The organism is Streptomyces sp. NPDC001970 (genome assembly GCF_053594115.1).
On sequence record NZ_JBSFDW010000042.1, the window covers coordinates 1 to 25,054 of the forward strand.

Annotated in this window: 28 protein-coding genes and 2 pseudogenes; 13 read left to right on the plus strand and 17 right to left on the minus strand. The window is 68.7% G+C overall.

What is annotated here, in order from left to right:
• The first annotated feature begins 170 nt into the window (after positions 1-170).
• A complete protein-coding gene (locus tag ACWCP0_RS35105; RefSeq protein ID WP_451082801.1) occupies positions 171-434 on the plus strand; it encodes a transposase in 264 nt (87 codons plus the stop codon).
• On the opposite strand, the gene ACWCP0_RS35110 is transcribed toward ACWCP0_RS35105, so the two are convergent.
• Both ACWCP0_RS35110 and ACWCP0_RS35115 read right to left on the minus strand, forming a co-directional pair.
• Positions 431-1,531 (minus strand): hypothetical protein, encoded by a 1,101-nt coding sequence (locus ACWCP0_RS35110; RefSeq protein ID WP_451082802.1) that lies wholly within the window; start codon positions 1,529-1,531, stop codon positions 431-433. The two genes, ACWCP0_RS35105 and ACWCP0_RS35110, sit on opposite strands and share 4 nt — an antisense overlap.
• 367 nt (positions 1,532-1,898) lie before the next feature.
• The gene (locus tag ACWCP0_RS35115; protein WP_451082803.1) at positions 1,899-2,357 is read right to left on the minus strand and encodes an SMI1/KNR4 family protein; all 459 of its coding nucleotides are present in this window, start codon (positions 2,355-2,357) and stop codon (positions 1,899-1,901) included.
• Positions 2,358-2,752: 395 nt separating this feature from the next.
• Here ACWCP0_RS35115 and ACWCP0_RS35120 point away from each other — a divergent pair, with 395 nt between their 5' ends.
• Positions 2,753-3,268: a hypothetical protein gene (locus ACWCP0_RS35120; protein ID WP_451082804.1), complete on the plus strand. Its 516-nt coding sequence runs from the start codon at positions 2,753-2,755 to the stop codon at positions 3,266-3,268.
• Between the two features lie 1,113 nt (positions 3,269-4,381).
• Here ACWCP0_RS35120 and ACWCP0_RS35125 read toward each other — a convergent pair.
• Positions 4,382-4,558 (minus strand): hypothetical protein, encoded by a 177-nt coding sequence (locus ACWCP0_RS35125; protein WP_451082805.1) that lies wholly within the window; start codon positions 4,556-4,558, stop codon positions 4,382-4,384.
• A gap of 57 nt (positions 4,559-4,615) precedes the next feature.
• Here ACWCP0_RS35125 and ACWCP0_RS35130 point away from each other — a divergent pair, with 57 nt between their 5' ends.
• Positions 4,616-5,605 carry a hypothetical protein gene (locus ACWCP0_RS35130; protein ID WP_451082806.1) on the plus strand — a complete coding sequence of 330 codons (990 nt, stop codon included), beginning with the start codon at positions 4,616-4,618 and terminating at the stop codon, positions 5,603-5,605.
• Between the two features lie 21 nt (positions 5,606-5,626).
• Positions 5,627-5,992, plus strand: a complete 366-nt coding sequence (locus ACWCP0_RS35135; protein ID WP_451082807.1) for a hypothetical protein — start codon at positions 5,627-5,629, stop codon at positions 5,990-5,992.
• Between the two features lie 110 nt (positions 5,993-6,102).
• Here the strand turns inward: ACWCP0_RS35135 and ACWCP0_RS35140 are convergent, their stop codons facing one another.
• Positions 6,103-6,366, minus strand: a complete 264-nt coding sequence (locus ACWCP0_RS35140) for a hypothetical protein (protein WP_451082808.1) — start codon at positions 6,364-6,366, stop codon at positions 6,103-6,105.
• Positions 6,367-6,786: 420 nt separating this feature from the next.
• Here ACWCP0_RS35140 and ACWCP0_RS35145 point away from each other — a divergent pair, with 420 nt between their 5' ends.
• Positions 6,787-7,179 (plus strand): hypothetical protein, encoded by a 393-nt coding sequence (locus ACWCP0_RS35145; RefSeq protein WP_451082809.1) that lies wholly within the window; start codon positions 6,787-6,789, stop codon positions 7,177-7,179.
• On the opposite strand, the gene fxsT is transcribed toward ACWCP0_RS35145, so the two are convergent.
• From fxsT to ACWCP0_RS35160, 3 genes are all read right to left on the minus strand, one after another.
• On the minus strand, positions 7,168-9,477 hold the full coding sequence (fxsT, locus tag ACWCP0_RS35150; protein WP_451082810.1) for an FxSxx-COOH system tetratricopeptide repeat protein: 2,310 nt from the start codon (positions 9,475-9,477) through the stop codon (positions 7,168-7,170). The two genes, ACWCP0_RS35145 and fxsT, sit on opposite strands and share 12 nt — an antisense overlap.
• 68 nt (positions 9,478-9,545) lie before the next feature.
• The gene (locus tag ACWCP0_RS35155) at positions 9,546-10,001 is read right to left on the minus strand and encodes a hypothetical protein (protein ID WP_451082811.1); all 456 of its coding nucleotides are present in this window, start codon (positions 9,999-10,001) and stop codon (positions 9,546-9,548) included.
• Positions 10,002-10,281: 280 nt separating this feature from the next.
• Positions 10,282-11,502, minus strand: a complete 1,221-nt coding sequence (locus ACWCP0_RS35160; RefSeq protein WP_451082812.1) for an RNA-guided endonuclease InsQ/TnpB family protein — start codon at positions 11,500-11,502, stop codon at positions 10,282-10,284.
• 161 nt (positions 11,503-11,663) lie between these two features.
• On the opposite strand from ACWCP0_RS35160, the gene ACWCP0_RS35165 reads away from it, so the two are divergent.
• A complete protein-coding gene (locus tag ACWCP0_RS35165; RefSeq protein ID WP_451082813.1) occupies positions 11,664-12,011 on the plus strand; it encodes a hypothetical protein in 348 nt (115 codons plus the stop codon).
• On the opposite strand, the pseudogene ACWCP0_RS35170 reads toward ACWCP0_RS35165, so the two are convergent.
• Together ACWCP0_RS35170 and ACWCP0_RS35175 are read right to left on the minus strand one after the other, a co-directional pair.
• Positions 11,980-12,519: pseudogene (locus ACWCP0_RS35170) on the minus strand (serine hydrolase domain-containing protein); the annotation flags it as partial. The gene ACWCP0_RS35165 and the pseudogene ACWCP0_RS35170 overlap by 32 nt on opposite strands.
• Positions 12,520-12,552: 33 nt before the next feature.
• Positions 12,553-13,821 (minus strand): outer membrane protein assembly factor BamB family protein, encoded by a 1,269-nt coding sequence (locus ACWCP0_RS35175; protein WP_451082814.1) that lies wholly within the window; start codon positions 13,819-13,821, stop codon positions 12,553-12,555.
• Between ACWCP0_RS35175 and ACWCP0_RS35180 the strand changes: the two genes are divergently transcribed.
• Positions 13,811-14,302, plus strand: a complete 492-nt coding sequence (locus ACWCP0_RS35180; protein WP_451082815.1) for a class I SAM-dependent methyltransferase — start codon at positions 13,811-13,813, stop codon at positions 14,300-14,302. The genes ACWCP0_RS35175 and ACWCP0_RS35180 overlap by 11 nt on opposite strands.
• Before the next feature lie 54 nt (positions 14,303-14,356).
• Here ACWCP0_RS35180 and ACWCP0_RS35185 read toward each other — a convergent pair whose 3' ends face one another.
• From ACWCP0_RS35185 to ACWCP0_RS35200, 4 genes are all read right to left on the minus strand, one after another.
• Complete coding sequence (locus tag ACWCP0_RS35185; protein WP_451082816.1) at positions 14,357-14,686, minus strand: TfoX/Sxy family protein; 330 nt, start codon at positions 14,684-14,686, stop codon at positions 14,357-14,359.
• A 48-nt stretch (positions 14,687-14,734) separates the two neighbouring features.
• Complete coding sequence (locus ACWCP0_RS35190; RefSeq protein ID WP_451082817.1) at positions 14,735-15,187, minus strand: SRPBCC family protein; 453 nt, start codon at positions 15,185-15,187, stop codon at positions 14,735-14,737.
• A 103-nt stretch (positions 15,188-15,290) separates the two neighbouring features.
• Complete coding sequence (locus ACWCP0_RS35195) at positions 15,291-15,713, minus strand: SRPBCC family protein (RefSeq protein WP_451082818.1); 423 nt, start codon at positions 15,711-15,713, stop codon at positions 15,291-15,293.
• Between the two features lie 65 nt (positions 15,714-15,778).
• Positions 15,779-16,207, minus strand: a complete 429-nt coding sequence (locus ACWCP0_RS35200; protein WP_451082819.1) for an SRPBCC family protein — start codon at positions 16,205-16,207, stop codon at positions 15,779-15,781.
• Positions 16,208-16,318: 111 nt separating this feature from the next.
• Between ACWCP0_RS35200 and ACWCP0_RS35205 the strand changes: the two genes are divergently transcribed.
• Genes ACWCP0_RS35205 through ACWCP0_RS35215 form a run of 3 tightly spaced genes read left to right on the plus strand, consistent with a single transcriptional unit; the run spans position 16,319 to position 17,271 of the window.
• Positions 16,319-16,645 carry an ArsR/SmtB family transcription factor gene (locus ACWCP0_RS35205; RefSeq protein WP_451082820.1) on the plus strand — a complete coding sequence of 109 codons (327 nt, stop codon included), beginning with the start codon at positions 16,319-16,321 and terminating at the stop codon, positions 16,643-16,645.
• Positions 16,642-17,085: an SRPBCC family protein gene (locus ACWCP0_RS35210; protein ID WP_451082821.1), complete on the plus strand. Its 444-nt coding sequence runs from the start codon at positions 16,642-16,644 to the stop codon at positions 17,083-17,085. The genes ACWCP0_RS35205 and ACWCP0_RS35210 overlap by 4 nt, the downstream gene beginning before the upstream one ends.
• 21 nt (positions 17,086-17,106) lie before the next feature.
• Complete coding sequence (locus ACWCP0_RS35215; RefSeq protein ID WP_451082822.1) at positions 17,107-17,271, plus strand: hypothetical protein; 165 nt, start codon at positions 17,107-17,109, stop codon at positions 17,269-17,271.
• Positions 17,272-17,335: 64 nt separating this feature from the next.
• Here the strand turns inward: ACWCP0_RS35215 and ACWCP0_RS35220 are convergent, their stop codons facing one another.
• On the minus strand, positions 17,336-18,274 hold the full coding sequence (locus ACWCP0_RS35220; protein WP_451082823.1) for an alpha/beta hydrolase family protein: 939 nt from the start codon (positions 18,272-18,274) through the stop codon (positions 17,336-17,338).
• A gap of 294 nt (positions 18,275-18,568) precedes the next feature.
• Here ACWCP0_RS35220 and ACWCP0_RS35225 point away from each other — a divergent pair, with 294 nt between their 5' ends.
• Positions 18,569-20,275 carry a hypothetical protein gene (locus ACWCP0_RS35225; protein WP_451082824.1) on the plus strand — a complete coding sequence of 569 codons (1,707 nt, stop codon included), beginning with the start codon at positions 18,569-18,571 and terminating at the stop codon, positions 20,273-20,275.
• A gap of 237 nt (positions 20,276-20,512) precedes the next feature.
• On the opposite strand, the gene ACWCP0_RS35230 is transcribed toward ACWCP0_RS35225, so the two are convergent.
• Both ACWCP0_RS35230 and ACWCP0_RS35235 read right to left on the minus strand, forming a co-directional pair.
• Positions 20,513-20,977, minus strand: coding sequence for a tautomerase family protein (locus ACWCP0_RS35230; protein ID WP_451082825.1), 465 nt, complete (start codon positions 20,975-20,977; stop codon positions 20,513-20,515).
• A 48-nt stretch (positions 20,978-21,025) separates the two neighbouring features.
• Positions 21,026-21,727, minus strand: coding sequence for an SDR family oxidoreductase (locus tag ACWCP0_RS35235; RefSeq protein ID WP_451082826.1), 702 nt, complete (start codon positions 21,725-21,727; stop codon positions 21,026-21,028).
• Between the two features lie 769 nt (positions 21,728-22,496).
• Here ACWCP0_RS35235 and ACWCP0_RS35240 point away from each other — a divergent pair.
• Positions 22,497-23,569, plus strand: a pseudogene (locus ACWCP0_RS35240) (IS630 family transposase).
• Positions 23,570-23,636: 67 nt separating this feature from the next.
• Here the strand turns inward: ACWCP0_RS35240 and ACWCP0_RS35245 are convergent.
• Positions 23,637-24,248: a TetR/AcrR family transcriptional regulator gene (locus tag ACWCP0_RS35245; protein WP_451082827.1), complete on the minus strand. Its 612-nt coding sequence runs from the start codon at positions 24,246-24,248 to the stop codon at positions 23,637-23,639.
• 93 nt (positions 24,249-24,341) lie between these two features.
• Between ACWCP0_RS35245 and ACWCP0_RS35250 the strand changes: the two genes are divergently transcribed.
• Positions 24,342-25,043 carry an SDR family oxidoreductase gene (locus ACWCP0_RS35250; RefSeq protein WP_451082828.1) on the plus strand — a complete coding sequence of 234 codons (702 nt, stop codon included), beginning with the start codon at positions 24,342-24,344 and terminating at the stop codon, positions 25,041-25,043.
• The last annotated feature ends 11 nt before the right edge of the window (positions 25,044-25,054 follow it).

The following is a 25,054-nucleotide window of genomic DNA, read 5'->3' on the forward strand; positions in this document are numbered from 1 at the left end:
CGAGCAGAAGCCGTCCGTGACGGCATCCTGCCCGCTACACTCCCACCGCTCGACGCTTCCCCAGGTCAAGCCACGAAGTACTGCTGGAGTACTAGGGACTGTTCCAGGTTCGGATCACTGGTTTTGGGATTCGCCGGTGCGCGGGAGCCTGGGCCTGGTAGTTGTCGAGGGTGGCGCGTGGTGATCTCTCGGATGCCGAGTGGGAGTTGGTCGAGCCGTTTTTGCCGGTGGGCGAACGTGGTCCGATCCCTGACCTGCGGCGACAGTTCAACGGTGCGATGTGGCGGTTCAGGGCCGGGAGCCCCTGGCGGGATGTCGCAGGTTTCGGCGTGCCGGATCAGGTCGGTGATGCGCCGGCCCGCGCGGAAGTTGTCGCCCTGCGCAGGTCAGGGCCGGTCCTGACTTCCCGGCATTGGTTCAGAAACCCGTTCTAGCTTCCCGGCAGTACCAGACTCAGCGCGCTCGTTGCCAGCGGGGCGAGGATCCCCATGGCGGGGGCGAGCAACTTCGGCAGTGACAGGTCCAGACGGAGAAATGTTGTCAGCGCCGCTCTCTGCTCCAGCCACTCGGAGGTGAGCCCGGTCGCCTCCGGTACCCGCTGGGCTGATTCCACCAGCCGGTGCGCCAGGGCGCGCCACTGCAGGGCCACGGGGATGAACACCAGCGCGAAGATCAGGCTGAAGAACGCCCCGTAGACCAACACGTGCGAGGCCGGGAAGTCGATCTGTACGGAGGCCCGGCGGCCGTACGAGAGCAGCGCGTTGCGCAACGCACCCGTGTCGATCACGGCGGTGGAGATGACCAGCGATACGCAGGTCAGATGGCGCATCGCGTCCTTCCACAGCTGGTCCAGCAGCTGGAGCGCCCCTTGCGGTGCGTTGTCGGCGGTGCCCGGCGACGGGAAGCGGGCGGCGAGGTCTATCAGCCGGGTCTGGACATCCCACACGCCCAGAATGGACGGCAGTGACGCCAGCTGGGCGAGAACCACAAGGGCACTCATCCGCCAGACCACGCCGTCAAGGGGGAATGTTTCATCGCTGGCGTCGCTGGCGCTGTTGTTGAGGACGACCATCGTTGTGAAGATCACGACGTTGAAGGCCACGGCGCCGGCGCCGTATACCGCCAGTACTCTGCCCTGCGGGCGGGTCGCGCGCGGCTTCCAGCTGGTGTACAGCGCCCGTCCGGTGACCGCGCCGACCGCGGCCCAGATCGCCAGGGACACGCCGATCAGGACGCTCCACAGCCCGAATTCGAGCCCGCCCATCAACAGTCGTCCATGCTCCGTCTCGCCGGCGTGGAAGCGGGCGATGAAGCCGGTACCGACTGCGGCGACGCCCAGCAGCCCCAGGGTCATGGCGACTGGGGTCAACGCCGCCCGCACACTGGGTCGTTGCTGGGGCTCGGGCGGCTGCGGGCCGGGCGCGGGGCTGCCCGCTCCGTCCGGAGTCGGGGTCCCGGTCGACTCTCCGTCCGGAGTCGGCGTTGTGCTTGCGGCGCCGTCCGGCGTCGGTCCCTGGCGGGGCAGCGTCATGGGGTCAATGTAGGCTGCAGGGCCCCGGCCGTACACGCAATTTGGGACAACGCCCCGGGCCTCATCCCCCCTCGTCCGCGCGGAGCGCGGGCGCAGAGGAGGTTTGACAACTGGGCCGACGACCGGCTCTGGCCACGCTCCGAACGGTCTCACGGCCCCGGAACGCGAAGGGCTTCGTCGTCCTGCCCCGGCGATGGAAGGTCGAGCGGACGCTGGGCTGGCTTGATGAATGCCCGCCGCAACTCCGCGGCTTCGAAAGCCTGCCCCAGCATGCCGAATCACACATGAACTGGGCACTCATCACCCTCATGACCAGGCGCCTCGTCCGCGGGAACCGCGTCCGCACGGACGCCCCGGACTGCAAGAGCTAGAGATATCCTGGCTCACCAGTGGCAATGAACCGTGCCACGGACCGCTCCAACAACTCCAGGAACTGCCGCAGGTCATCCGCCACCGTGTCGAGCTCAGGCTCATCCAGCGACGCTGTCCGCGTTCGGTGCACCGCACCTTCACGGTCGATGACATAGAACAGACCACCACCATCTGTTCCGATCACCATCCCGCACGGCTCCTGGCCCTCGTCTACGCATACCGCTCCGTACTCCGCGAGCTGATGGAGGACGTCACCTGCCGAGTGGATGAAGTAGCCGTTGCCGACGTCACCCATATCGACTTCGCCGATGTAGTCGTAGAAGGTCACCAGGTCAGTGGCAGCCAGGTCCTCACGGGCAAGTGCACGGGCCGCTTCTTGATCATCGTGGTTGGCCAACCGGACCTGGTTGGCCCCAGGGGGAAAGCCGTGCTTGGCCTCGAATCCTTCGGTCAACCCGTCCAGAGCACCTGAGACCGTGCTCGCCCACGAGGACAGCCAGGCCGGCGACAACGAACGCCCACTCATGGAGCCGGATCATGCCATGGCCTTCGGACATCCACCGCAGACTCTGCTGCTCAATTCCGAGCCGGCCCCGGTGAGCCGACCGCGGCCTGCGACAACTCGATGGCCGTCGCAGCCTTTCCGGTCGGCTTCAACCACTCGGCCGAATTGAGCAGCAGAGTCGTCGAGGACGCTGATGCATCCAGCAGCGCTGCCCAGTCGGCCACGGGCGTCCTTGGTTGTAGGCGACCATGGGCCGTCGAACAATCCGCCTGTTCCCGGCCCGGTCGGGAACAGGTCGGTCGGCACCCTGCGTTAGGGTTGTGGTCATGCCAGGTGGCCCGGTTGTGACGTCGCATCCCGTGGTCGAAGCCGTGCTGGCGCACTACCGCCTTCTGATCGGCCCGGACCTGGACACCTATCGCAACCATGTCTACCGCGGCCTCAACTACCAGCGGCGACTGCTCGGGCGCAAAGAGGTCTCGAATGACCAGGCGCTCGCCTGGGCAGTGCACGACCTGGGGATCTGGACCGCACGCACTTTCGACTACCTGGCGCCCTCGGTGGAGCTGGCGCGCCAGCATGCCGGCGAGGCCGAGGTGGCAGACCTGCCGCGGGTCATCAAGATGGTGGAACTGCACCACAAGCTGCGCCCCATGGACGATCCGCTGGTCGAGACCTTTCGCAAGGCCGACCGGATCGACGTCATGCGAGGTCATCTCCGCAGCGGTCTCGGACGCCGGGAGGTCGACGAGATCACCGAGGCACTGCCGTACTGCGGGTTCCATCGCTTCCTGCTGCGCGAGGCGACCCGGCACATCAAGCGGCACCCGCTCCATCCGCTCCCCATGTTCCGTTGGTAGTCCATCGCATAGGCCGACAGAGGGGACCCGATAAATCGCCCGACTTTCCCGGTTAACCAGTCATCCCGAGGCCTGTCGGCCTCACCCCGGGGCCGGGAAAACGGGCGCGGGTGCCCGTCCGGAGGACGTCGTTTGTGCTTGGTGCGAGTGAGCCCGATAGCCAGTCGGACGCGGGGGCCGTATGTAGGGGTCCAATGTTGTTGCCATGGGCACGCAAGAGAGCGTCTTTGAATCCTGTGGCGACTCTGCCGCTCAATTCGGCCGAGTGGTTGAAGCCGACCCGAAAGGCTGCGACGGCCACCGTGCTGTCGCAGGCCGCGGTCGGCTCACCGGGGCCGCCTCGGAATTGAGCAGCAGAGTCACCGCAAGGATCAAAGACACCTATTGACGTCGGCCCGCGGTGCAGGCGCGCCGGGCGCGGCCTGGTTCGGGTCGGCACCGCATCAGCTTGAGAGGGTCAGCGCTCTCTGACGCTTCGTCCAGATTACCGACCGCAGGAGCTCGGATACCGGCTCTGAACTGCGACGATTCATAGACTACATGTCCGTGACGCCGAGTTGGGGGCGATGTTGTCGCCCGTCCGAGTGATCCGCGGGATGCCCCTGTGTCTTTGGTCAAGGGAAACGGGGCTGCGCTGGATCGGGGAGCTGGGCAGCATGGCGGTGTGGCTGATCTGCTGTGGGATGACGTGAGCTGTTTCTTCGACCCGGACCTGATGGGGTCGCTGCCGGACTTGTGTGTCCCAGATGCCTCGGTGGAGGACTGGCAGGCAGTGCTCCGTTCCAAGTCTTGTAGTTGAAGCGTGTCGAACATCAGGCACTCGCGCTCCAGCCAGCGCAGATGGTCCACCAGGTAGTACGCGTAGGTCTTCTGAGTGCCCGAACCCTCATGCTCACGTAGGAACCGCTCCGCCTCCGCGTGGAGGGTTCCCTCAGGCCAGACGATCGTCCACGACCTCTGCCCGTCCTTACGCTCGATCCTTTGGACTCTCAGGTTCCCGACGACGACATGCCGTACCACTTGTCCTCCGTACCGACTCCGGAACATGACCGACGTCCCGGTCTCGGTCGGTAAACGAGCCCTTGACGTCTCCGTCACAGGTCCAGACGAACATCACGGGCGGCACAACTCGCGGTCGGTAAAGTGGAGGGTGCGGTCCTGGCGCAGGCCACTCAGGGTCAGCCCCATGGGAGGGTCTCCGCGGAGTGTGCCGATGTCGACGGCCGGGTGGTCGGGGGTGATCGCGGTCTTCTGGCTGACCAGCAGGTGCGGGTTGGTCGAGGCGGCCACCCAACCGGGCCGGCTCCGGCGTGGGCGGCCTGCCAGGCCTTCGTGTTCCATGTGCGGGTGAGGTCGTCGGAGCACGCGACCTCACGCAGCCTCGGCGTCCAGGGCGGCCACGACCAGGACGCTGCCCCGGATCTGGTCCGCGCGGCGCTGGTCGGCCTGGGCCTGCTCCTGTTGCGCGGTCTCCTCCTCCGCCCCCCTTGTACGAGGGAGATACGGCCTTCGCTGGTGAGGATCACGAGAGAGGCGGAAGTCCTCGATGCGCGACCGGCGACCGGGCTGTGGGACTTCAGCATCGAGCTGCCGCGCCCGTCCGCAAAGTCCATCACCATCGAACTCCCTGAGGGCGTCACCTACGACACCGGCAACCACCTGGCCGTCTTCGCCAAGAACGAGCCGCAGCTGGCCGACCGTGCGCTGGCGCGGCTCGGCGTCGACCGCGACCAGGTGCTTCGGCTCGACCAGCCCGGCGGCGGCAGGACGCACCTTCCGGTGGGCACGCCGGTCACCGCCGGCCTGCTCTTCACGGAGTTCCTGGAGCTGCAGGACGTAGCCACCCGCTCTCAGATCCAGACCCTGGCCGAGCACACCCAGTGCCCGTGGACCCGGCCGCAGCTTCAGGCCTACACGGCCGACACCGAGGAGGCCGAAGAGCGCTACCAGAAGGAGATCCTTGGCAAACGCGTCTCCGTTCTGGGCCTTCTGGAGCGCTTCCTCGCCATCGAGCTGCCGCTGGCGGTCTTCCTGGAGATGACGGGGCCGATTCGTCCCCGCTTCTACTCCATCTCCTCCGCCCCGCAGGCCAACCCGCGCCACGTGCGCCTGACCGTCGGCCTGCTGGAAGGCCCCGCCCTGTCCGGCGACGGCCAGTACCGCGGCGTGTGCTCCTCCTACATCGCACGCCTTGAGCCCGTAGACGTCATCTACGGCTACGTGCGCGTGCCCTCCCCGACCTTCGCTCCGCCGGCCGACCCCGCCACGCCGCTGGTCCTCATCGGCCCTGGCACCGGCATCGCGCCGCTGCGCGGCTTCCTGGAGGAGCGTGCCTGACAGCACGCGAACGGCACGGAAGTGGGTCTGGCTCAGGCCTTCGTCGGCTGCCGGCACCCGGAGCACGACTACTTCTACCGTCAGGAGATGCAGGATTGGGAGCAGGCCGGGATCGCCCAGGTGCACACCGCCTACTCCGCGGTGACCGGCCACCCGGCCCGGTTCGTCCAGGACGCCGTCACCGCCGCATCCGACACGGTGTGGGAAGCCCTCGAGAACGGTGCTCACGTCTACGTCTGCGGTGATGGCCGCCGTATGGCGCCCGCCGTGCGCGAGGCCCTCGCCGCCATTCACCGCCGCCACACCGGCAGCGACGACGAGGCCACCCAGCAGTGGCTCGCCCAGTTGGAAGCCGATGAGCGCTACCAGCAGGACGTCTTCGCCTGACGCTCGGACGCCGGGAGGCGTGCTGCGTACCTCGCACCCGCACGCCTCCCGGCCACCACACCCGCCGGACACCACACGGCACCCACCGGCCCGAACCGCCGGAATGCTGCTCACAGAAGGCGGTTCTTCGGCCTATCGTCCAGGTGCCGGTTCAGGATTGGTCTCGGGGCGTACTCGGCCGCCAGCCATAGGGCCGCGGCATCGGGGTCGGCGGTCAGTAGCGGGATCAGACAAGGGCCTTGTACCCGTGCGGAGAGTTGTACCTCGCGGCGGAACCGGGCCCGGAACTCGGGATCTTCGGCCTGAGCGGCATGGATGACCTTGACCGCCACCCGCACCCCCGCCGGGTCGAGGCCGGCATGGACAGTGCCCATGCCGCCCGCCCCGAGACGGCCGGTGATCCGGTAGGGGCCGACCCTGGACGGGTCACCGGGACGGGCAGGCAGAACCCGACCGCCAGACTCAGCAGCGCTCACAGGTACTTCTTCCTTCTACGCGGGTGAGTGCTCGAGGCTGGGCGGGCGGGCTGGTGCGCCTGCCCGCTTCGAGCCGTTGGATCGTAGCTGTGACCCGGCGGAGCAGGGGGCAATACGGCAAGCGAGGCCGACGCCCGCGCGGATCAACGGTGGCCTGGTAAAGGCCGTATCGCCCTGGAGTGCAAAGGGTCGGCCACCACGCATCCGTCACGCACATGCTGGATGCCCGCATCTACAGCTCGACGTCGATGCGCGCAACTCTTCCAGGCCGAGATCCCCAAGACCGGCGACGTACGGGTGACCGTGGCCGGCCGCCAAGTGTTCGCCCAGCAGATCGCCGCCCCGGATGGCGCTCTGGACTGGCGCCGCGGCGACTGGGACGACCTGATCCACGCACCCATCGCCCTCCCCCCGCCGATCGAGGCCGCCCTGCAGAACCACCTGGCCTCGTTCGGACTGGTCTTCGACTGTTTCGACTTCGCCCTGACCGGCGACGGAGACCGTCCGGAGGACTGGTGGGCGATCGAGTGCAATCCGAACGGACAGCGGCAGGCACCGACAAGTCCGGCAAGATGCGACCTGCAGCGGCTCGGGCTGACGGTGCTGCCACAGCCGGTATGGCGGCCGTCTTCGTCGTTGAAGCCCAGGTGCCGGGTCGCCGTGAGGGTTGATCAGGTGGGTGGTGAAGGGCAGATCGTTTCAGGGCATTGAACGGGTTGTCCACATCGTGAGGGCGGTGCGGACGGCGCTGGTTTCGGCGTGGTCGGGGCCCAGGACGCGCTCGAAGTCGGCGACCATGCCGGCGAATTGGTCGCGGGCGGAGGCCGGGTCGCCGGCCTCGCCTGTCCACTGAGCGAGGTTCTTGCGGGTCAGCAGGGTTTCGGGGTGCTCGGGACCCAGGACGCGGCAGTACATCGGCAGCAGGATCGCGGACTGGTCGCGGGCGCCTGCGGTGTCGCCTGCCTGCGCGGTCCAGTAGGCGAGATTGGCGCGGGCGACGAGAGACGCGGGGTGATCGGGGCCCGAGACCTGCTCACGGATCACGAGCAGGGTGATGTACTGCTCGCATGCCGAGGCGGCGTCGCCCGCTCTGCCGGTCCACCAGGCGAGATTGGCACGGGCCCACAGTGTGAGGTGGTGCTCCGCGCCGAAGACCCGGATGTGCCGCTCGAGCAGCTCGGCGCACAGGTCGCAGGCCGCGACCGGATTCCCGTTCTCGCCCAGCCACCGCGCGTACTGGTCACGGCTGCTGAGGATGTCCGGATGATCGCTGCCCAGAACGCGCTCTCTGATCGGCAAGAACGCGGCGTAGTGGGCACAGGCACCGGCGGCGTCTCCGCTCTGGCCGGTCCAGAATCCGAGGTCCGCCCAGACGGTGAGGGTGTCGGGGTGTTCGTCGCCCAAGGCCTTGCGCAGCTGCGGCAGGAGAGCGGTGCAGATGTCGCGGGCGCGGGTCCAGTCGCCGGCCTGCCCTGTCCAGTCGGCGTGGCGACCGGTCAGGGAGAGGGTGCGCGGGTCACTGGGACCCCAGATGCGCGCGCAGTCCGGCAGCAGTGTCTCCAGCATGTCGCGCGCCGCGGCCGGGGTCCCGGCCATACCGGTCCAGTTCGCCAGCTGCGCCCGTGCGCTGAGGACGTCGGCGTGCTCGGGCCCCAGATGCCCCGCGAGGCCGGTGCACACCTCTTCCTGCACCAGCCTGGCGGTCCGGTAGTCACCGCTGGCGCCCAGATACTCCACGAGTTTTGCGGTGCCTCCACGTCTGGGGCCCAGCGTGGCGCGGGCGTGCGGGACGAGTGAGCGGTAGGTCGGCCATGTCTCGGGCCGGTGCGGCTCGTCCGGCAGGGCGGCCTCCACGAGCGCCGCCGCCGAACTGCGCCAGGCCTGACAGCGCTCATCGAGGAGGGCGTCGAGCGTGATGGCCTGGACGAGGCGGTGGATGGATACGGTGCCGTCCGCGAGGGGCGTGATCAAGGAGTACCGGCGCAGCCCCAGTACCGCGTCTTCGATGGCGAGTTCGTCCTGGATCAGTGGTGCGAGCAGTTCCGCGATCTCGGTGTCCCCGAAGAGGAGGGGCAGGTCGTCGCCTTCGCGGGGCGACAGCAGCAGTCTGAGCGGGATGGAGTCCGGGGCGCAGCAGGCGAGCAGACGCAGCAGCGTGACGGTGGCGGGTTCGGTGCGCTGAAGCTGCCGGAGGGACAGCTCCCAGGTCGAGGCGACACAGCTCTCGTATCCCCAAGGCGTCCCTCGGCGCAGCATGGCCGCGCGCTTGCTGCGGAGTTGCGTGTGGTACCAGTGCAGGGTGCGGCGGGTGGCCGCAATGTACGAGGCGGCTTGGGCGAGCGCTAGCGGCAGGGCGCCGAGCTCGTCGGCGAGGGCGAGCGCGGCTGCTTGATCCAAGTCGCCGGAGTGGGCGATGAGATAGTCGGCTGCGGCGCTGCGGTCCAGTACCGGCACCTCGAGCTCTACGGACTCGGGCCAGAGAGCGGAGCGGGTGGTCAGGAGGATGTCGCCGTCGCCCGCCGGTGGCAGCATGTTCCGGATCGCCCTCTCGTCGGTGACGTTGTCCAGCAGGAGCAGCCATCGGTCGGTGCGGGCGGCCAAGGCGGCGTGCACCCTCACGCACGGATCCGACGTGTCCTGCGGATTCCGCAGGCTGAGCGCGTCGGCCAGCTGGCCGTAGTCCGCGGACAGGACGGCCGGGTCTTCGGCGCGCAGCTGCCAGACCAACCCGTACGAGTCCTGGTGGCGACGGGCGTACTCGACCGCCACGCTCGTCTTCCCGACGCCGCCGAGGCCGTGCAGCACGAGCAGACGAGGACTCGGCGTCCCCTCCGGGCCCCGCGCCGGAGCCAGCCGCTCGCCCATCGTGGTGAGCAGCACGTCCCGGCCGATCAGTCCGGGTACCCTCGGATCGAGTCCGAACGGCCGGGTGGGTACGGCCTGCTGATGGATGATCGTCCGCTGGTCGACCTGCAGATCGCCGCCGACGTACACGGCGGTGAGCTCCACCGAACGGGACTCCACCGGGTGTGCTGAGCCCTCCGTCTCAGCGGCCGGTTCGGGCAGGCCGACCGCGGCTAAGGGCGCGCTGGGGGCTCCTCACCGGCGCGTACGTTGGCGATGGTGACGTCCCCGGTGAACTTGCCCTGCCGGACCCGCACACCGGTGCCCGATGCTTCGATGGTGTCGATGCTCAAAGCGGCGGCTTCGATGCGTTCCAGGTCGATGCCCACGGCCGGTGCAGCCGTTGACTGGTGATTCTTCACCTGTTCGATCAGGTGCCGGGCCGCATCGAGCAGTTCGGCGTCCTCGGCGGCCCCAGCAGCGGTCAGGTCCTCTTCGAGGGATGCGCGCTTGGCTTCGGACTCCGGCCGCCGCTCCACGGGTATCACGTCCACGGCGGACCCGTAGCGTTCGCTGATGAGCCGCTTGAGTCCCTGGTAGGCGTCCCGTACCGCGCCCGCGGCGGATTCCTGCACCCCCGCCACCGCACCGAGCGCGATGGCCGACACGATTACCGTCACCGGATCCACGGCCAGAATCCTTGCTCAGAGTCCGCAGCCGGTCAAGGCGAACGAGGAAGCCCAAGGTGCGACTTACAAGCCGCCCTATGCGGCCGCTGGACGCCGCCGTCGCGATCGGTGCTGGGGAGGATCCGCTCCCACTGGTTCACAGCCAGCGGCCCCTTCAATCACCGTGAGCAGCCGAACGGCTGACGTCCCCGTACCGTCCGACGTGATCGCCGCCGGGGCCGATTGCCCGCGATCCGTGACTCCGCCCACGACTGAAGTCGCAGGCTTCCTGTGGCGGTGGCTAGGCACCGTCGCAGAGGACCAGCCCGGCCCTGTGCAGGACGTTCAAGGCGCCCACGTGGTCGGCGTTCTGGGCGAACCCGCACGCGGTGCACGTGAACTGTGCTTGGGTGACGCGGTTCTCCTTCGCAACGTGCCCGCATCCCCCGGCGGTGGGTGGGCAGGTGCGGGAGGTGTTGCGGGCGTCCACCGCGATCACTCGGCGACCGGCGCTCTCAGCCTTGTTCGCCAGGATCGACAGGAACTGCCCCCAACCCGCATCGAGGATGCTGCGATTCAGCCCGGCCTTGGCGGCGGCACCGTTCGCAAGGAAGCCCCCGGGCCGCTCGGGATCGGGCCTGGGTGCGGGCGCTTTCGTCATGCCCACCGTGTTCAGCCTCTCGTGCACGATCACATCGTGTCCACGCACGAGAGCAAGGGCTTGTTTGTGGTGGTGGTCCAGCCGCTGCCACCGGATCCTGGCATGCAGCTTCGCAACCTTCCGGGCCGCTGCCTGGTGCTTCTTCGTCCGGCGCTTCGCGCGTTTAGGGAACGTCGAAAGGTGCCGCTGGGCTTGTGCGAGCGCTTCGGCCGACCGCTCCAGGAAGCGAGGATTGGCCACGTGCTCGCCGTCGCTGGTGGTGAGGAAGCGCGTCACGCCCAGGTCGATACCGACCACCGCCCCGGTGGCCTCCAGCAGCTCGGCCGGGACGTTGTCGCAGGCGAGGACGACGTACCAGCGACGGCCTTCGCGCTTGACGGTGATGGTCTTGACCCGGCCGCGTACTGGGCGGTGCTGGTGCACCCGGATGTGCCCGACGCCTTGCAGCCGGACGCGGGTGACGGGGTTGTGTGGGGTGGCATCCCACCGGCAGCCGTCCCCGTCCTTCGGGAAGGTCACGGTGTCGAAGTGCCCGATGCCCTTGAAGCGCGGGTATCCGGGAGTCTGCCCGGCCTTGACCCGGCGGAAGAACGCCGCGAACGCCTTGTCCAGCCGCCTGAGCGTGGCCTGCTGGGACGAGAACGACCAGCGCCCTTGCCGCTCCGGGTCGAACGCTCTGATCTCCTTGAGCTGCGCGGACTGGTCACCGTAGGTGATCGAGGTCTTGGAGCCGTGCCGGTAGGCGTCCCGGCGTTCCTGCAACGCGCCGTTGTAGAGCGAGCAGTGATCCCGAAGCATCTCCGTCAAGGCCTGGGCCTGGCGGCGGGTGGGCCGCAGAAGAAACTTGTACGCACGTAACACCCCAGGCCCACCCCCTTGCTCGTTCCCCCAGGTCAAGACTGATCTGATCACGCTACCGGCCGCCACTGACAACGGAGCAGGCTCCGCCGCTTCGCGGCTCCGGTCCAAGGATTCGATTCCCCCACCGGCCCAAGCCGGTGGTCCCCTCGAAAGAAGGTCTGATGGCCAGGACCCGGAAGACGCGCGGACCAGTGGCGGCCGCCTCGCCGCTGCGGAAGACGCCGGCGACGGCGGGGGAGACGGACCCGGTCGAGCTGCTGCGCGAGCTCGCCGCCGTCTACGCCGCGGCGGGCGCCCGGGCCATGGCGGACGACCTGCTCGGCGCGCTGCAGTACGCCGAGCGCCACCAGGCCCGGCTCGCCGACCCAAAGTCCGGCCTGCCGGCGGACGCGGCCCGAAAGGCGGTACTGGCCCGGGTGCGACTGTGGGAGCACTTGCGCCAGCAGACTCTCGAGCTCGTCGACCTACACCAGCACCTCATCGACCGCGGGGCGTTCCAGACCCAGTAGCGGCGCGGCCGCACACGGGGCCGGGGCACCGCAGCACGGGCAATGCGACAGAGCTGCGCGTTGCGCCCCTGACCAGGGTAAGAACCCTGCCTTTGGGCGGCTTCTTGTACCGTGCCCAGCCCATCGCGTAGTCCATGTCGCCCGGCACTTCCGGTGGGGTGCGCGTGAGCCGGACGGTGCGTGTGGTGGCGATGCGGCGGCCGTCGGCGGACATGCCCTGGTTGTTCTGGGCGATCAGCCACTGGGCGAGGTCGTCCGCGGTGGTGACGACACCATGGCTGCCGGCGGCGAACCAGCGGGGGTGAGCACGGGAGAGCGTTGTGCCGTAGGCGCGGACATAGCCGCGGGCCTGGTCGGGCATCTCGGTGGTCGTGTTGACGGATGCGGTGTGCGTCATCCTCAGCGGCTTGAAGAGCTTGGCGGACAGGTAGTCGGCGAAGCGCTGTCCGCTGACCACCTCGACCAGGCGGGCCGCGACGAAGTAGTTGGGGTTGTGCGACTCGCCCCGTGTGTGCGTCCAGTGCGGCGATGCGGCCTCCCATCAGGGGGCAAGGACGGTGCTTCCGGCGGCAACTGGGCCGGAGCCCTCCTGGATTGCCGGCCAGGTCAGGGCCTTTGTCCATGAGATTTGTCCTTGCCGGGTGTTTACGGCGGTCATTTGCCCGTCGGCGCGCAGCACGATGAGGTTGTCTTGCACCATTACCGCTCGGCCGGTCAGGTTGCCTGGCAGGGTCACAGTCGTCGCTGTGCCGGTCCGGTTGTCCACGTGGACGAGGGAGGTGTATCGCACCGGCCGCGTATCGAGAGAGGTGGTATGCAGCAGGTAGGACGCAGATGCTTCCTCTGGCTGGCCGGGAACGATCTCGGGCGGGGTGAGGGGGAGCGGGATCCGCCCGGTCCGCGCTGTCTTGCCGGTTCGCACGTTCACCCGGTACAGGGTGCCGATGTTGGAATCATCGCCCTTGTCGTGCACGAAGAGCACGTTGTCACCGGAGGCTGCGATCGGCATCGTCCCGGGCGGCTGCGGCACGGTGCAGGCGGTTCCGTCGGCTGGGTCGATCGCCAGCATTGCGGAACCGGAGGCGAGGACTGTGCACGAGGAGTTGGGTTCCCCGAGGACCGCTTTGGGACTGCCATGGCTCGGTAGCGTCCACTGGGTTTTTCCGTCCTTCACGCGGAGACCCAAGAGATCGCTGTCGGGGTCTGGGCCTCCATGCGGAACGTTGATGATGAGTATGCCGGTGCGGGCCGATACGCCCACGGTGGCGACGCTCCACAGCGGCTCTCGCTGCCACACGACGCGTCCTGTGCGGCCGTCCAGTAAGTAGAGCGCACGGGTGTCAGCGCACACGAGGTTTCCCATCGCCGGCTGGCAGACCAGGTTGCCGTAGTCGGACGCGTGCTTGGGATCCCGCGGGAGGTCGGTGTTCCAGGTGCCCCAGCCGCGGGGTCGCAGCGCCGCGGCGCGTTCTATGAGCGTCGTGGGCGTCGCTGTCGGCGTGCCTGCTGAGGTGCTCTTGCCGTCAGTACCGGTGGTATTGGAGATAACGGTGGCGGTGCCGGCAGCCAGAGCCACGAACACTACGAGGATGCTCGCGACAGTGCGTCTGCGTCTGTTGTGACTCTGGTTGCGGCTGCGTTCCGCAGCCTGGAATTCGCGCCGCTCGCGGCGTGATGCAAGCAGCTGTAGCAGCCGCTCTGGTGTGGGTCGTTCCTGGGGGTCCTTCTTCAGGCAGAGGCGAACGATCGACGCCAGTGGCTCGTCGACTCCGGAGAGGTCCGGTTCCTCGTGGACGACCTTGTTCGTCACGGGCGATGCCGAGCGCCTGCCCTACCCGGACGGCGTGTTCGACGCGGTGTGCGAGTGCGCCCTGTGCACCTTCCCGGACAAGGAACAGGCTGCCGCTGAATTCGCCCGCGTCCTGCGGCCCGGCGGCAGGGTCGGCATCACCGACGTCACCGCCGTCCCCGGCCGACTCGCGCCCGAGCTGACCGGTCTCGGTGCCCGGATCGCCTGCGTCGCCGACGCCCGCCCGCTCGCCCAGTACACGGACATCCTGGCCGCCGCCGGACTGCGCACCCTCAGCACCGAGCGCCAAGACCAGGCCATGGTTCGCATGATCGACCAGATCGAGGCGCGGTTGAACCTGCTGCGCATCACCGCCCCGGCCCGCCTCGCCGAAGCCGGCGTGGACCTGACCGCGGCCCCGGCCGTCCTTCAGGCGGCCCGTGACGCCGTCACGTCCGGCATCCTCGGCTACGCCCTGCTGATCGCCGTGAAGTCACCCTGACGGCCGCGTCGGATGCCGGGTGCGCGAGCGCCCTTCGTGCAACCCCGGGCTGGTCTACTTGGGCGGCAGACCGAGTGCGTAGCTGTGTCCCTCGTCGATCCAGGCGTGGAGCGCGGCGTCCTCCGCGAGCGCGGACGCGGCGACGGTGATCCAGCCGCGCATCGGGCGGCTGGTGAAGTCGAAGACGCGCGCGCCGGGCCGGGCCAGCGCGGCCTCGGTGCCGTCGGGGCCAACCCGAACGATCAGCTCGTCCCCGATGACACCCACGGCCATGTTCCCGTGGCACAGGAACGACAGACCGCCGAACATACGCTTTTCGGTGACCTCCGGATCCGCACCCAGTTGGTCGCGGATCCGCTCAGCCAGTCCTTCATCGAATGCCATAACAGACCTCGCTCCTTGTGATCGGGCGGTGGCGGTGCGGACCGTCGGTCATGACGATGGCTCCAGCAGCTTGCGCTCGAGGTCCCGCAGGTCCTTGCCGATGGAGGAGCGGACCTTCCTGGCCATGATCGGCGCGGCCAGGCGGTAGAAGGTGCCGGCGTCGCCCCGCACGCGGATGGCTGCGAGGGTGCCGTCGGGATGCGGGGCGAAGGTGTAGGTGATGTGCATCGGCATCGGGCCGGCCACGGACACCATGTCCAGCAGCCGTGAGGGTTCATGCTCGGCGATGCGGAGCACGTAGTCGATGCGCTTGCCGAGGAAGTACGCGGTGCGGGTCACCTCGGCCCCCACACCGAACCCGCCCGTGTCCGCTTCCCGGGTCAGTGCCGCCTCGCGGATGCCCTGGGTCCACTTGGCGTCGTTGCGCCAGTCCATGGCGTAGGCCGCCACCTGGTCGGGCGGCAGGGGAATCACCCGCTGTGCCGTTTCGTCGATCGTCATGGTGCTGCCTTGTCGTTGGTGTCAGCCGTGTCGCGATGGGCCGGCCTACGGTTCCACCCAGGATTCCTGCCGCCAGCGCGTGTCCATGGCATCCGGGGCCGTGTCAGAGGGTGAAGAACGGGGCGGGCTCGCCGGATTCCGCGTACTGCTTGAGCCGGGTCATGAGCAGGCCCCAGGTGTAGGCGGCCGGCGGAAGCCCGGGGTCCTGATCCTGCCAGCCGGTGTGGCGGAACAGCACACGGGTGCCGTCCGCATCGGGGTTGTCCGACAGCTTCCAGGTGATGATGGTGTTCGCCCAGTGCGGCGGGAAGACGCCGACCGAGGTCCACACGACGCGGTCTTCGGTCGCCTCGTCGCGCCGCAACTGGAAGGGCTCGGGCACACCAGGGAAGTCGAAGAAGAGGATCTCGTCCTCACGGTTCACGCCAGTGGTCCACCAGCCGGTCAGGCCGTCATGGCTGTTCAGGGCCTCGTAGACCTTGGTGCGGTCGGCGGAGATGTCGACCTGGAAGGCGATCTCGGACATGGGTTGCGCTCCTTGCTGATCCGGCCGGTAGGGGACCGGTGGGCTGGTGTTCGGGAGGCTGGGGCTCAGACGGTGAAGTAAGGGGCCGGCTTGCCGGTCGCGACGTACTCCGTCAGGCGCATGAACATGCCGGCCCAGCCCATGGTGACCTCGCGGAACGTGTCGTCGACCTCGGCAAAGCCGGTGTGGTCGAACCGCACCACCGTGCCGCCCTCGGGGTGCGCCTCCAGCGCACAGACGATCTCTGTGCCGATCCACTGCGACGGCCCCGCGACCACGGCCTGGGTCAGATGCTTGCCCGGCTCCGCCGCCTCGATGCGGAAGTCCCAGGTCATCGGGGCGCCGGGGAAGGAGAGTCGGTGCAGCGCGCCGACGCCCTCGCCGATCTCGGCGCCGGTGGTGAACCAGCCGGCCACACCGTCGGCGGTGGAGATCGCCCGGTAGACGGTGTCCGTGTCGGAGTCGATGCGGATCTGCAGTGCGATGTCGGCCATGAGGGGTCCATTCGTCGGGGTCCGGCGGGAGTGCCGGAGCCATTGCTTTAGTAGACACTAAAATGGCATGTCTAGGGTTGGCAAACCGAAGTGGCGACTAAAATGATCTGCATGGATGCGGTACGGGCGATCGCCGAGCCGAGACGGCGGGAGATCCTGCGTCTCGTCTGGGACGCGGAGCTGTCGGCCGGCGAGATCGCCGAGCGGTTCGACGTCACCTTCGGCGCGGTCTCGCAGCACCTCAAGGTGCTCAGGAATGCGGGCCTGGTTACGCTGCGCCAGGACGGCAAGAGGCGCTTCTACCGCGCGGACCGCGAGAGCATGGGCCCGCTGGCCGACTACCTGCAGTCGATGTGGTCCACCAAGCTCGACACCCTCGCCGAACTGGCGGAAGCGGCCGAGCGCAGCAAGAAGAGCGACGAAGGGACGGCCAAGTGAGCGCAGGCGCAGGTGCGGTGACGGTGGAGCGGCGGATCGCCGCCCGGCCGGAGACGGTGTTCTCCTTCTTCACCGACCGGGACAAATGGCTGTCCTGGATGGGCAAGGACGGCGAGTTCACGTTCGAGCCCGGCGGCACCTACCGGACCAACGTCACCGGTGAGAACGTCGCTGAGGGCCGCTTCGTCGCGATCGACCCGCCCAAGCGGCTCGTCTTCACCTGGGGCTGGGCCGAGGGAGACATGCCCGTACCGCCCGGCTCCACCACGGTCGAGATCACCCTGGAGCCGGTCGCCGACGGCACCCTGTTGCGCCTGGTCCACAGCGGCCTGCCGACCCCCGAGGCATGCGCTGCCCACGAGGAGGGCTGGACGCACTACATGCAGCGTCTCGCCGTACGGGCGGAGGGCGGCGACCCCGGCCTGGACCAGTGGATGTGACCTGGTCGTAGGGTCACCGACATGAGCACGGCCGACGACGCGACCAACCGCCTGGTGTTCCTGCTGGACGCGACCGCCGAGCAACGCACCAAGGCGTACCGGGAGCGTTATCTCAAGGGCACCGAACCCCCGGATTGCACGGGTTCATTGGACGCGTCGGTCGCCTGTCGTCAAACGATTGTTTGACGACAGGCGACCGACACCTGTTGTGCGGCCGCAACAGGCCACTGGCCGCCTCCTCATGGTCCCGCTACAACAGATGGCGGGCGAAGAAGGTCCCCATCCGGCGTCGTACCTCAGCGAGGGTCACAACCGGGTCGCCGGTGCCGACGAGCGCGGCCCGCGTTGTCGCTGTCACAAGACCGGTGGTCTGGAGCGGCGCGACGAGCGAGCCGTAGTCGGTAAATGCCCAGTGGTTCGCGTCGGTGAGCAGCACGCGGCGGCCGGGCAGGTTTGCCCAGGAGGACTCGATACGGGCGGTGCCCTCGAATCCGTCGGTGCGGAACAGCAGCAGCGGCTGGTCGAAGCCGACCGGCGTCGGGTACAGGTCGAGATAGCCCTCCAGGTTCGCCACCGCGCCGACCCGGCGGTCGCCACGGGCCGCGTACACCGCCGCCGTGCCGCCTGCGGAGTGCCCGTACAAACCGATCCTGCAGGAGTCCATGACCGGTGCGAGCGGCAGGTCGCTGAGCCGGTCCAGGACCAGGCGGAGGTCCGCGATCCGGGTGTCCACCATCGTGCGGAAGGTCGCCGGGTCAGGCGGTCCGATCAGGACGGTCGTCCGCATCCCGGTGGGCAGCTCCACCTGAGAAGCGTCACCGGGGTGGTCGACGAGGACGACCACTCGGCCGTGGCTCGCCAGGTCCTCGGCGAGGGTTGTGCCGAGCGTGCGGGAGTCACCGCCGCCGGGTGAGTACACCAGCACCGGCCGCCGCCCGGGCAGCGGCGGCGCGCCCACGTACCCGTGGGTGAGGACCGCGCCCCAATCCACCACTCCCGGCTCCGGCAGCCCCGGATGAACGTGCGGCGCGTACTCGGCGAACACCCCGGCCTCGCCCGGGGTGAGCTGCGGGGCCCGGGAGAAGCCGCGTACCGATCGGGCCGGATACAGGACGGTCAGCATCAACTCCCGCACGCCGCCCACCCACGGGTCGGTACGGGCCGGGTCCGTCAGATGGACCGTCTGCATGCCTACGTGGTACGGGCCGGCGGGCGCGGGCAGCCGGAGGATCGAGCCGCCACCGGAGGCGGACGCAGCCGTGGGCAGCAGGGCGGCGGCACTCCCGAATAGGGTGCCTTTCAGAAGAGTGCGCGGCGGGGGTGGATGCAGAGCCTGGCGGTGTGCCGCGTACGGTCAGGGTGCGCATGATGAGCAAGGCTCTCGCCACGTGGTCCGAAGCCCTGCGGCCGGAGCCGCCGGTCAGCGCCGACGAGGTAGCCGTCGGGCGGCGCGGTTCAGGAGGCGAGGTGGCAGGATGACGTGGTGTCCGACTATCTCCGTGAACTGTGGCTGCGCGGCATCGCCTTCAACGCGGCGGCGCCCACCGACGTGCTGATACGTCTCCTGGACGAAGCGGCCGGTGAGGCCGGCTTGCTGATGTGCGAGGGCCGCGACCTGCCCGACGCCGTCATCGACGCGGCCCTCCGCCACCCGGTCGAGCGGATCCGCCGCGCCCTCGCCCGCAACCTGCACGTCGACCCCACACGACTTGCTCCCTTGGCATCGGACCCCTCGGGACTCGTCCGTGCGTATCTCGCCGGCGGCACCCGCACCCGGCTCCAGCCCCGGTGGGTCCGGCCCCTGCCGGACGACATCCTCGTCACCTTCCTGACCGCCCAGGACGGAGGCGAGGACGGCAGGGTCACCGAACGGGACATCGTCGGGGAGCTCTGGTCCTCCCGGCAGGTCCCTCTGTCCTTCCCGCGGGACATGGCCGGTCACGACCACCCCGCACTCCGTCTGTACGCCGCCTTCCAGTGGCAGTCGCTCACCGCTGCGCAGCGCAATGCCCTGCTCGACGACCCCGATCCGGCCGTACGGGAAGCAGCCAGCAAGAGCAACCGGCAGCTGGACCCGGAGGCGGTGGAGGCCGAGCTGCCGCCCATCGGATCACGCCACGCGGTGTCCGTGCTCAGCACCTGTGCCCTGTCACCCGCGGTCGTCGAGCGGTGCTTCGCGGACGACGAGGTGCACCCGCTGGCCCGGAACCGCCATACCCCGGCCGACGCCCTCGCCCGGCTCGCCCGCCACCCCGATGCAGAGATCCGCAGGCTGGTCGCCACCCGGCCCGACCTGGGACCGGAGGCGGCGGAGCTGAGGCAGGATCCGGACGAGGACGTGCGGATGCGTGCCCGCCTCCAGCCCTCCATCCGCACCTGGGCCGAATTCCAGGAGGTCCACAAGGTCGTCGATCACGGTCCCGACTGCACCTGCCCGATCACGCAGCCGGCCACCGAGCCATCGCCGGACTGGTACGCCACCTGCGCGGCGTCCGAGGAACCGGTGCTCCGCCGGGTTGCGGCGAGCTGGCCCGGCCTGCCCGCAGAGCTCGTCGGGACACTGGCGCTGGACGATGACGAGGAGGTACGGATCCAGCTGGCCTGCCACCACCCGCTGGCTCCGCCGCACCTCCTCCTGGACGTCTTCGTGACCCGCCCGGCCCACCGTCCGCACCTGCTGACCCTGCCCGCGTTCCCCCGCACCGGCCGGACCCACCTCATCGGCCACCCGGACCCCGAGGTACGCGCCCTGGCCGCGGCCGACCCCACCCTGCTCGAACCTCCGCTGGAAGACCCCGACGATGCAGTACGCCGGGCAGCCGCCGCCAACCCGACCCTGACACCGGAGACCCTGGAAACCCTCCTCACCGACCTCCGCACCGCAGAGGGCGCCGCGGCCAACCCGTCCCTCCCCGTCCCCCGCATGCACGCACTCCTCGACCACTGCCTGAACGGCGCCGATCCAGGCGGTGCCCGCCAGTCCGAGTCCGGTGCCGATGACGAGACCGGCGCTGCGAGCGCCTACAGGACTTCGGGGCACCATCACGCTTTGCCGCGACCGAGTGATGTCAGTCCCGGACGCGTAGACCATCGCGAAAGTCCGCGGATCGAAGCGGCCCTCCCTGAGCAGCTCGGCTCGGTCGTATCCGTCGTGGCGTCGAACGGCAGCCGCCGGGAGCGCAGCTCATGAACTTCACAGACCGGTGAAGTGGCCGCACGTTTCTGAAGTGTTGCCCCTGAGGCGAAGGACGGCGTCGGTGTTGCTGAACTGCGGGCCCCAGGGAGCACGATGATGCCAGCCGGCCGGGTCTGCGTGATCCGTTGTGGCGGAACCGTGCGTATCCCCGCCGTAGCAAAAAAGTGGTTGGACGGCGCGCCCGGTTGGTCGCCGAGCGCGCCGTCCTGGCTGGTGACCGTCCCCGGCAACTCATGATGGCGAGAGTCGCGCGGAGCACGGCAGGAGCCCGGTCAGTAGGGGACCGGGCGGTTCTCCCTGCACCCAGATCTTTTCGGCCTCGCTCTCTGGAGGGGGCGGTGCTATACCGTCCGTCATCCAGAGGTCCCGGGGGGTTTCGTCGACGTGGAACTCGCAGTACAGGCCACGGTCGGTGGTGTGGGGGGCGAGCAGGCGGGCGAGGACCTTGCCGGTCTTTTTGCGTAAAGCCGCGTCCTCGGTGTGCCGGGCGATGTGCTCGATCACGACGCGTACGGCGCTTGGCGAGCGCTCGCCGCCGATGTAGAACGAGGTCTCGTCGATCTCGTGGAAGAGTGTGACGACGTAGAACTTCGGCAGCCCGACCCGGGAGTAGAGCCCCGTGACGTCTTCGGCGAACTGCTTCTTCTGCTGCTCAGTGTAGGTGCCGGGCGGGTGATAGATGTGCCAGAGCGGCATATGTATCTCCAGGCTGGAGCGGGAGAGGAATGTTTGCCTGTCGAGGAGTTAGCGGCTGATGGGGAGGGTGAGCCCCTCCACCGGGCCGGTGAGGGCGGACTTCATCTTCCGGGTGATGTCGTCAACGAGGACCTCGCTGTCGCCGCGCTCGACGCCGTCCAGGGCGATGCGGGCGACGTCGGCGGCGGTGATCTTCGGGACGGGGAGGGCCGCGGCCATGTCGGTGTCGGCGAAGCCCAGATGCACGCCGACGACCTGGGTGTGCTGGGCAGCGAGCTCGATGCGCAGGGAGTTCGTCAGAGACCAAAAGCCCGCCTTGGAGGCCCCGTAGGCGCCGGCTCCAGCGCCCCAGGACAGCAGCGAATGCATGTTGACCAGGACGCCGCCGCCGTGGCTCTTGAGCACCGGGGCGAATGCCTGGGTGATCCGCAGAGGACCGAAGACATTGGTGTCGAACGTGTCCTTGACCTGCTGCATGTCTATCTTGAGCAGCGGAGCCGCGTACATGATGCCAGCGTTGTTGTATACCGCGTTGACATCCTGGGCGCGCTCGGCCACGGCCGCGACCGAGTTGTCGTCGGTGACGTCCAGCGCGAGGACCTCGACCCGCTCATCGTGGCTCGGGACGGGCTTGCGTGCGGTGGCATAGACCTTTGCCGCACCGCGGGCCAGCAGTTCTTCGACGTATGCCTTGCCGATGCCGCGCTGTCCTCCGGTGACAAGGGCGACAGAACCTTCGATTGCAGTCACGTGCGTTCTCCTCAATCAACGTGCTCGGGTATGCCGGCCCGCGGGGGCCGGGTTGGGCTGTTCTTCTCGTGACTCGATCGTCGTCCAGGCCTTCTCGATCGACCACAAGCTCGCATGCCATTACTCGAAACTTTCGGGACACGCACATGGGACACGGTCACTCCCGCACCGGCACGCCCCGCAGGCGCCCCACGACGCTGGGTTCCGCCTGGCCGACGCCGCCCTGCCATGGGTCGCCGGGCCCCGTTCCTGCGGTTCTCCGCCCGGCTCGGCCTGTCAAGAGAGTCACGCTCGTAACGTTGGGGCCATGGCTCCGCGTCACGCTTCAGGCGCTGCCCCGCGTACTTGCCATTGATCTTGGCATCCCTACGTAGATTTCAACGCGCGGCCCAACACTCTGTACGAACTGACGGTGCGCGGCGGAGCCCGTGGCGGCGTCACCACCAGTACCAAGTTCACGGTGGGAGGCACAGCCGGGCTGTCTGACCAACTGGCGCCCTGGGCCATGATCACCATAGGGACCGTCCGCCGCGGGCCAGCATAAAAACGATCTTGGTCGTGGGTTATGAGGGCCCGCCATCACCGCCTCGATCACGACGCCTCCCCGAGATGAGCGCGTTCCTCACCGCTTGGGCCGCCGTCACCCTCATGAGTCCAGCCCTCACCGCCGCAAGGCCGCACCATCGGCGGGATGTCACCCTGCACCACTGAGGTTTTCGGGTTGTCATCGGGTAGTGACGGGTCTTGATCCCTGCGGCATGCCGTTGGTATGCGTTATCCGGAGGGTGGGGGCCTGACCGCTGAGCGTCGGGCTTTTCGGGAGAAGATCCGGCTGTAGGCCGGGGCCCGGTTCGCGGCGGGTGAGAAGACTGCGGTGATCGCGAAGGATCTGCGGGTGAGTGTGCGCTCGGTGGAGCGCTGGCGCCGGGCCTGGCGTGAGGGCGGGATGGAGGCCTTGCGCTCGGCGGGTCCGGCGAACTCCCCGACCGTCAGCGATGCCCAGTTCGCCGTACTCGAGGAGGAACTCGGCAAGGGCCCGGCCGCGCACGGCTTCGAGGATGAGCGGTGGACCCTGGCCCGGGTCCAGACGGTGATCCGCCGCCGGTTCCGACTGAGTCTTTCGGTGGCGACGGTTTGGCGGCTGCTCAAGCGGCACGGCTGGTCCTGGCAGGCGCCCGCCCGCCGGGCCCTGGAGCGTGACGAGCACGCCATCGAGTTGTGGAAGAAGGAAGTGTGGCCGCGGGTAAAAGGCTCGCGGCGGCGTGTGGGGCCTGGATCGTCTTCGAGGACGAGGCCGGGTTCTCCATGACGCCGCCCCGCGCCCGCACCTGGGGCCGGCGCGGACACACCCCCGTCATCCGGGTCCGCGGCAGATCCCGCCGCAGGACCTCGGTGGCAGCCCTGTGCTGCTACCGCCCGGGCGAGGCGAGCCGGCTGATCTACCGGCCGCGCGGCCATCTGCTGCTGAAGGGTGCCCGGAAGAGCTTCTCCTGGAAGGACTACCGCGACCTGCTGGTTCGGGCCCACATCCAGCTCGGCGGCCCGATCGTGGTGGTCTGGGACAATCTCAACACCCACCTGGCAGCAGGGCTGAAGCGGTACGAGGCCGAGCACGATTGGCTCACCACCGTCCGCCTCCCGCCGTACGCACCCGACCTCAACCCTGTCGAAGGGATCTGGTCACTCCTGCGCAGAGCGATGGCCAACACCGCGTTCGACACGCCTGACGACCTCGACCGCACACTCCGCCGAGAGTTACGCAGAATCCAAAACAGGCCCCACCTCGTCGACGGCTGCCTCACCGCGACCAGACTGCCCTTGAGTGCACCGACCTCACCCTGAAAACCTCAGTAACCGCAACAGCATGCCGCGTAGCACTCATTGACAGGTTGGGGCCGTAGACAGGTTCTTATCGAAGGCCGGCCGCGTCCAGAAGTGTGGTCGCGGTGGTGACCGCCAAGCCGTGCAGAGGCTGAGCCTGCACGACGGCCCGGACGCTGGATCCGTCGAAGACGACAGTGAGCTGGCGCGCGAGCTGTTCCGGGTCCCGGGCGCCGGCGCGCCGGGCCTCCTGGTGGAAGTACTCGGTGAGCATGTCCTTGAAGCGTCGCGCCACCATGCTGGCCGGGTGCTCGGGGTTCTTGAGCTCGACTGCGGTGGCCACCAGTGGGCAGCCCTGGTAGGCCGGTGAGCCCGACAGCGACTCGAGTCGCTCGAAGATGTGCAGGATGCGGGCGCGCGGTGGGGCGTCGTCCTCGCCCGGGACCAGCGTCTCCCAGTAGGTCAGCGCCGCGCGTTCCAGGCTCGCGGCCAGGACCTCGTCCTTGCTCGTGAACATCTGGTACATCGAACGCTTGGACACTCCGGCAGCCCGGCACAGCGCCTCGACTCCCACATGGACGCCCTCCCGGTAGAAGAGCAGCGCTGCGGCCTCCAGTAGCCGCTCGCGAGGTGCGGCAGCCGCCGCGGGCTGCGCTGTCGTCGCGGCGGCTGCGGCCGGGGCGGGGGGACTCACGTTCATGCCAGCCAGGGTACGTCGTCGACTTGCCTGTGGAAACCGATCAGTTTACGGTGACCTGAAACCGATCGGTTTCCAACTTTGAGGAGTAGGCCCATGACCGCGATAGCAGGCTCGACCGTCCTGGTCACCGGAGGCAGCCGTGGCATCGGAAAGGCGCTGGTCGAAGACCTGTACACGCGGGGTGCCAAGAAGGTGTACGCCACCGCTCGCGACCCGAGGACCGTCACCCACCCCGACGCCGTCGCGCTGGCCCTCGAGGTCACAGACCCGGCTTCGGTGGCCGCCGCCGCGGCGGCCGCGGGCGATGTCACGATCCTGATCAACAACGCGGGCGCGGCCATCGGCGCCTCCTACCTGTCCTCACCGATCGAGGACGTGCGCCGCGAGTTCGAGACCAACTTCTACGGGCCGCTGCACACCGCCCGGGCCTTCGTCCCGGTCATCGAGGCCAACGGCGGTGGCCACCTGCTCAACGTGCACTCCGTAGTGTCCTGGATCGCACTCGGCGGCTCCTACAGCGCGTCCAAGGCCGCGCTCTGGTCCCAGACGAACTCGCTGCGCGTGGACCTCAACCCGCGGGGCATCAACGTCACGGGTCTGCACGTCGGCTACGTCGACACCGACCTGGCCGCCCACGTCGACGCGCCCAAGGTTTCCCCCGAAAGCGTCGCCGCGCTGGCGCTGGACGGCGTCGAAACCGACGCGTTCGAAGTGCTGGCCGACGAGACGAGCCGCCAGGTCAAAGCCGCGCTCTCCGGCGACCTCGGGGCTCTCTACCCGCAGCTTGCGCACTGATTGCTCAGCCG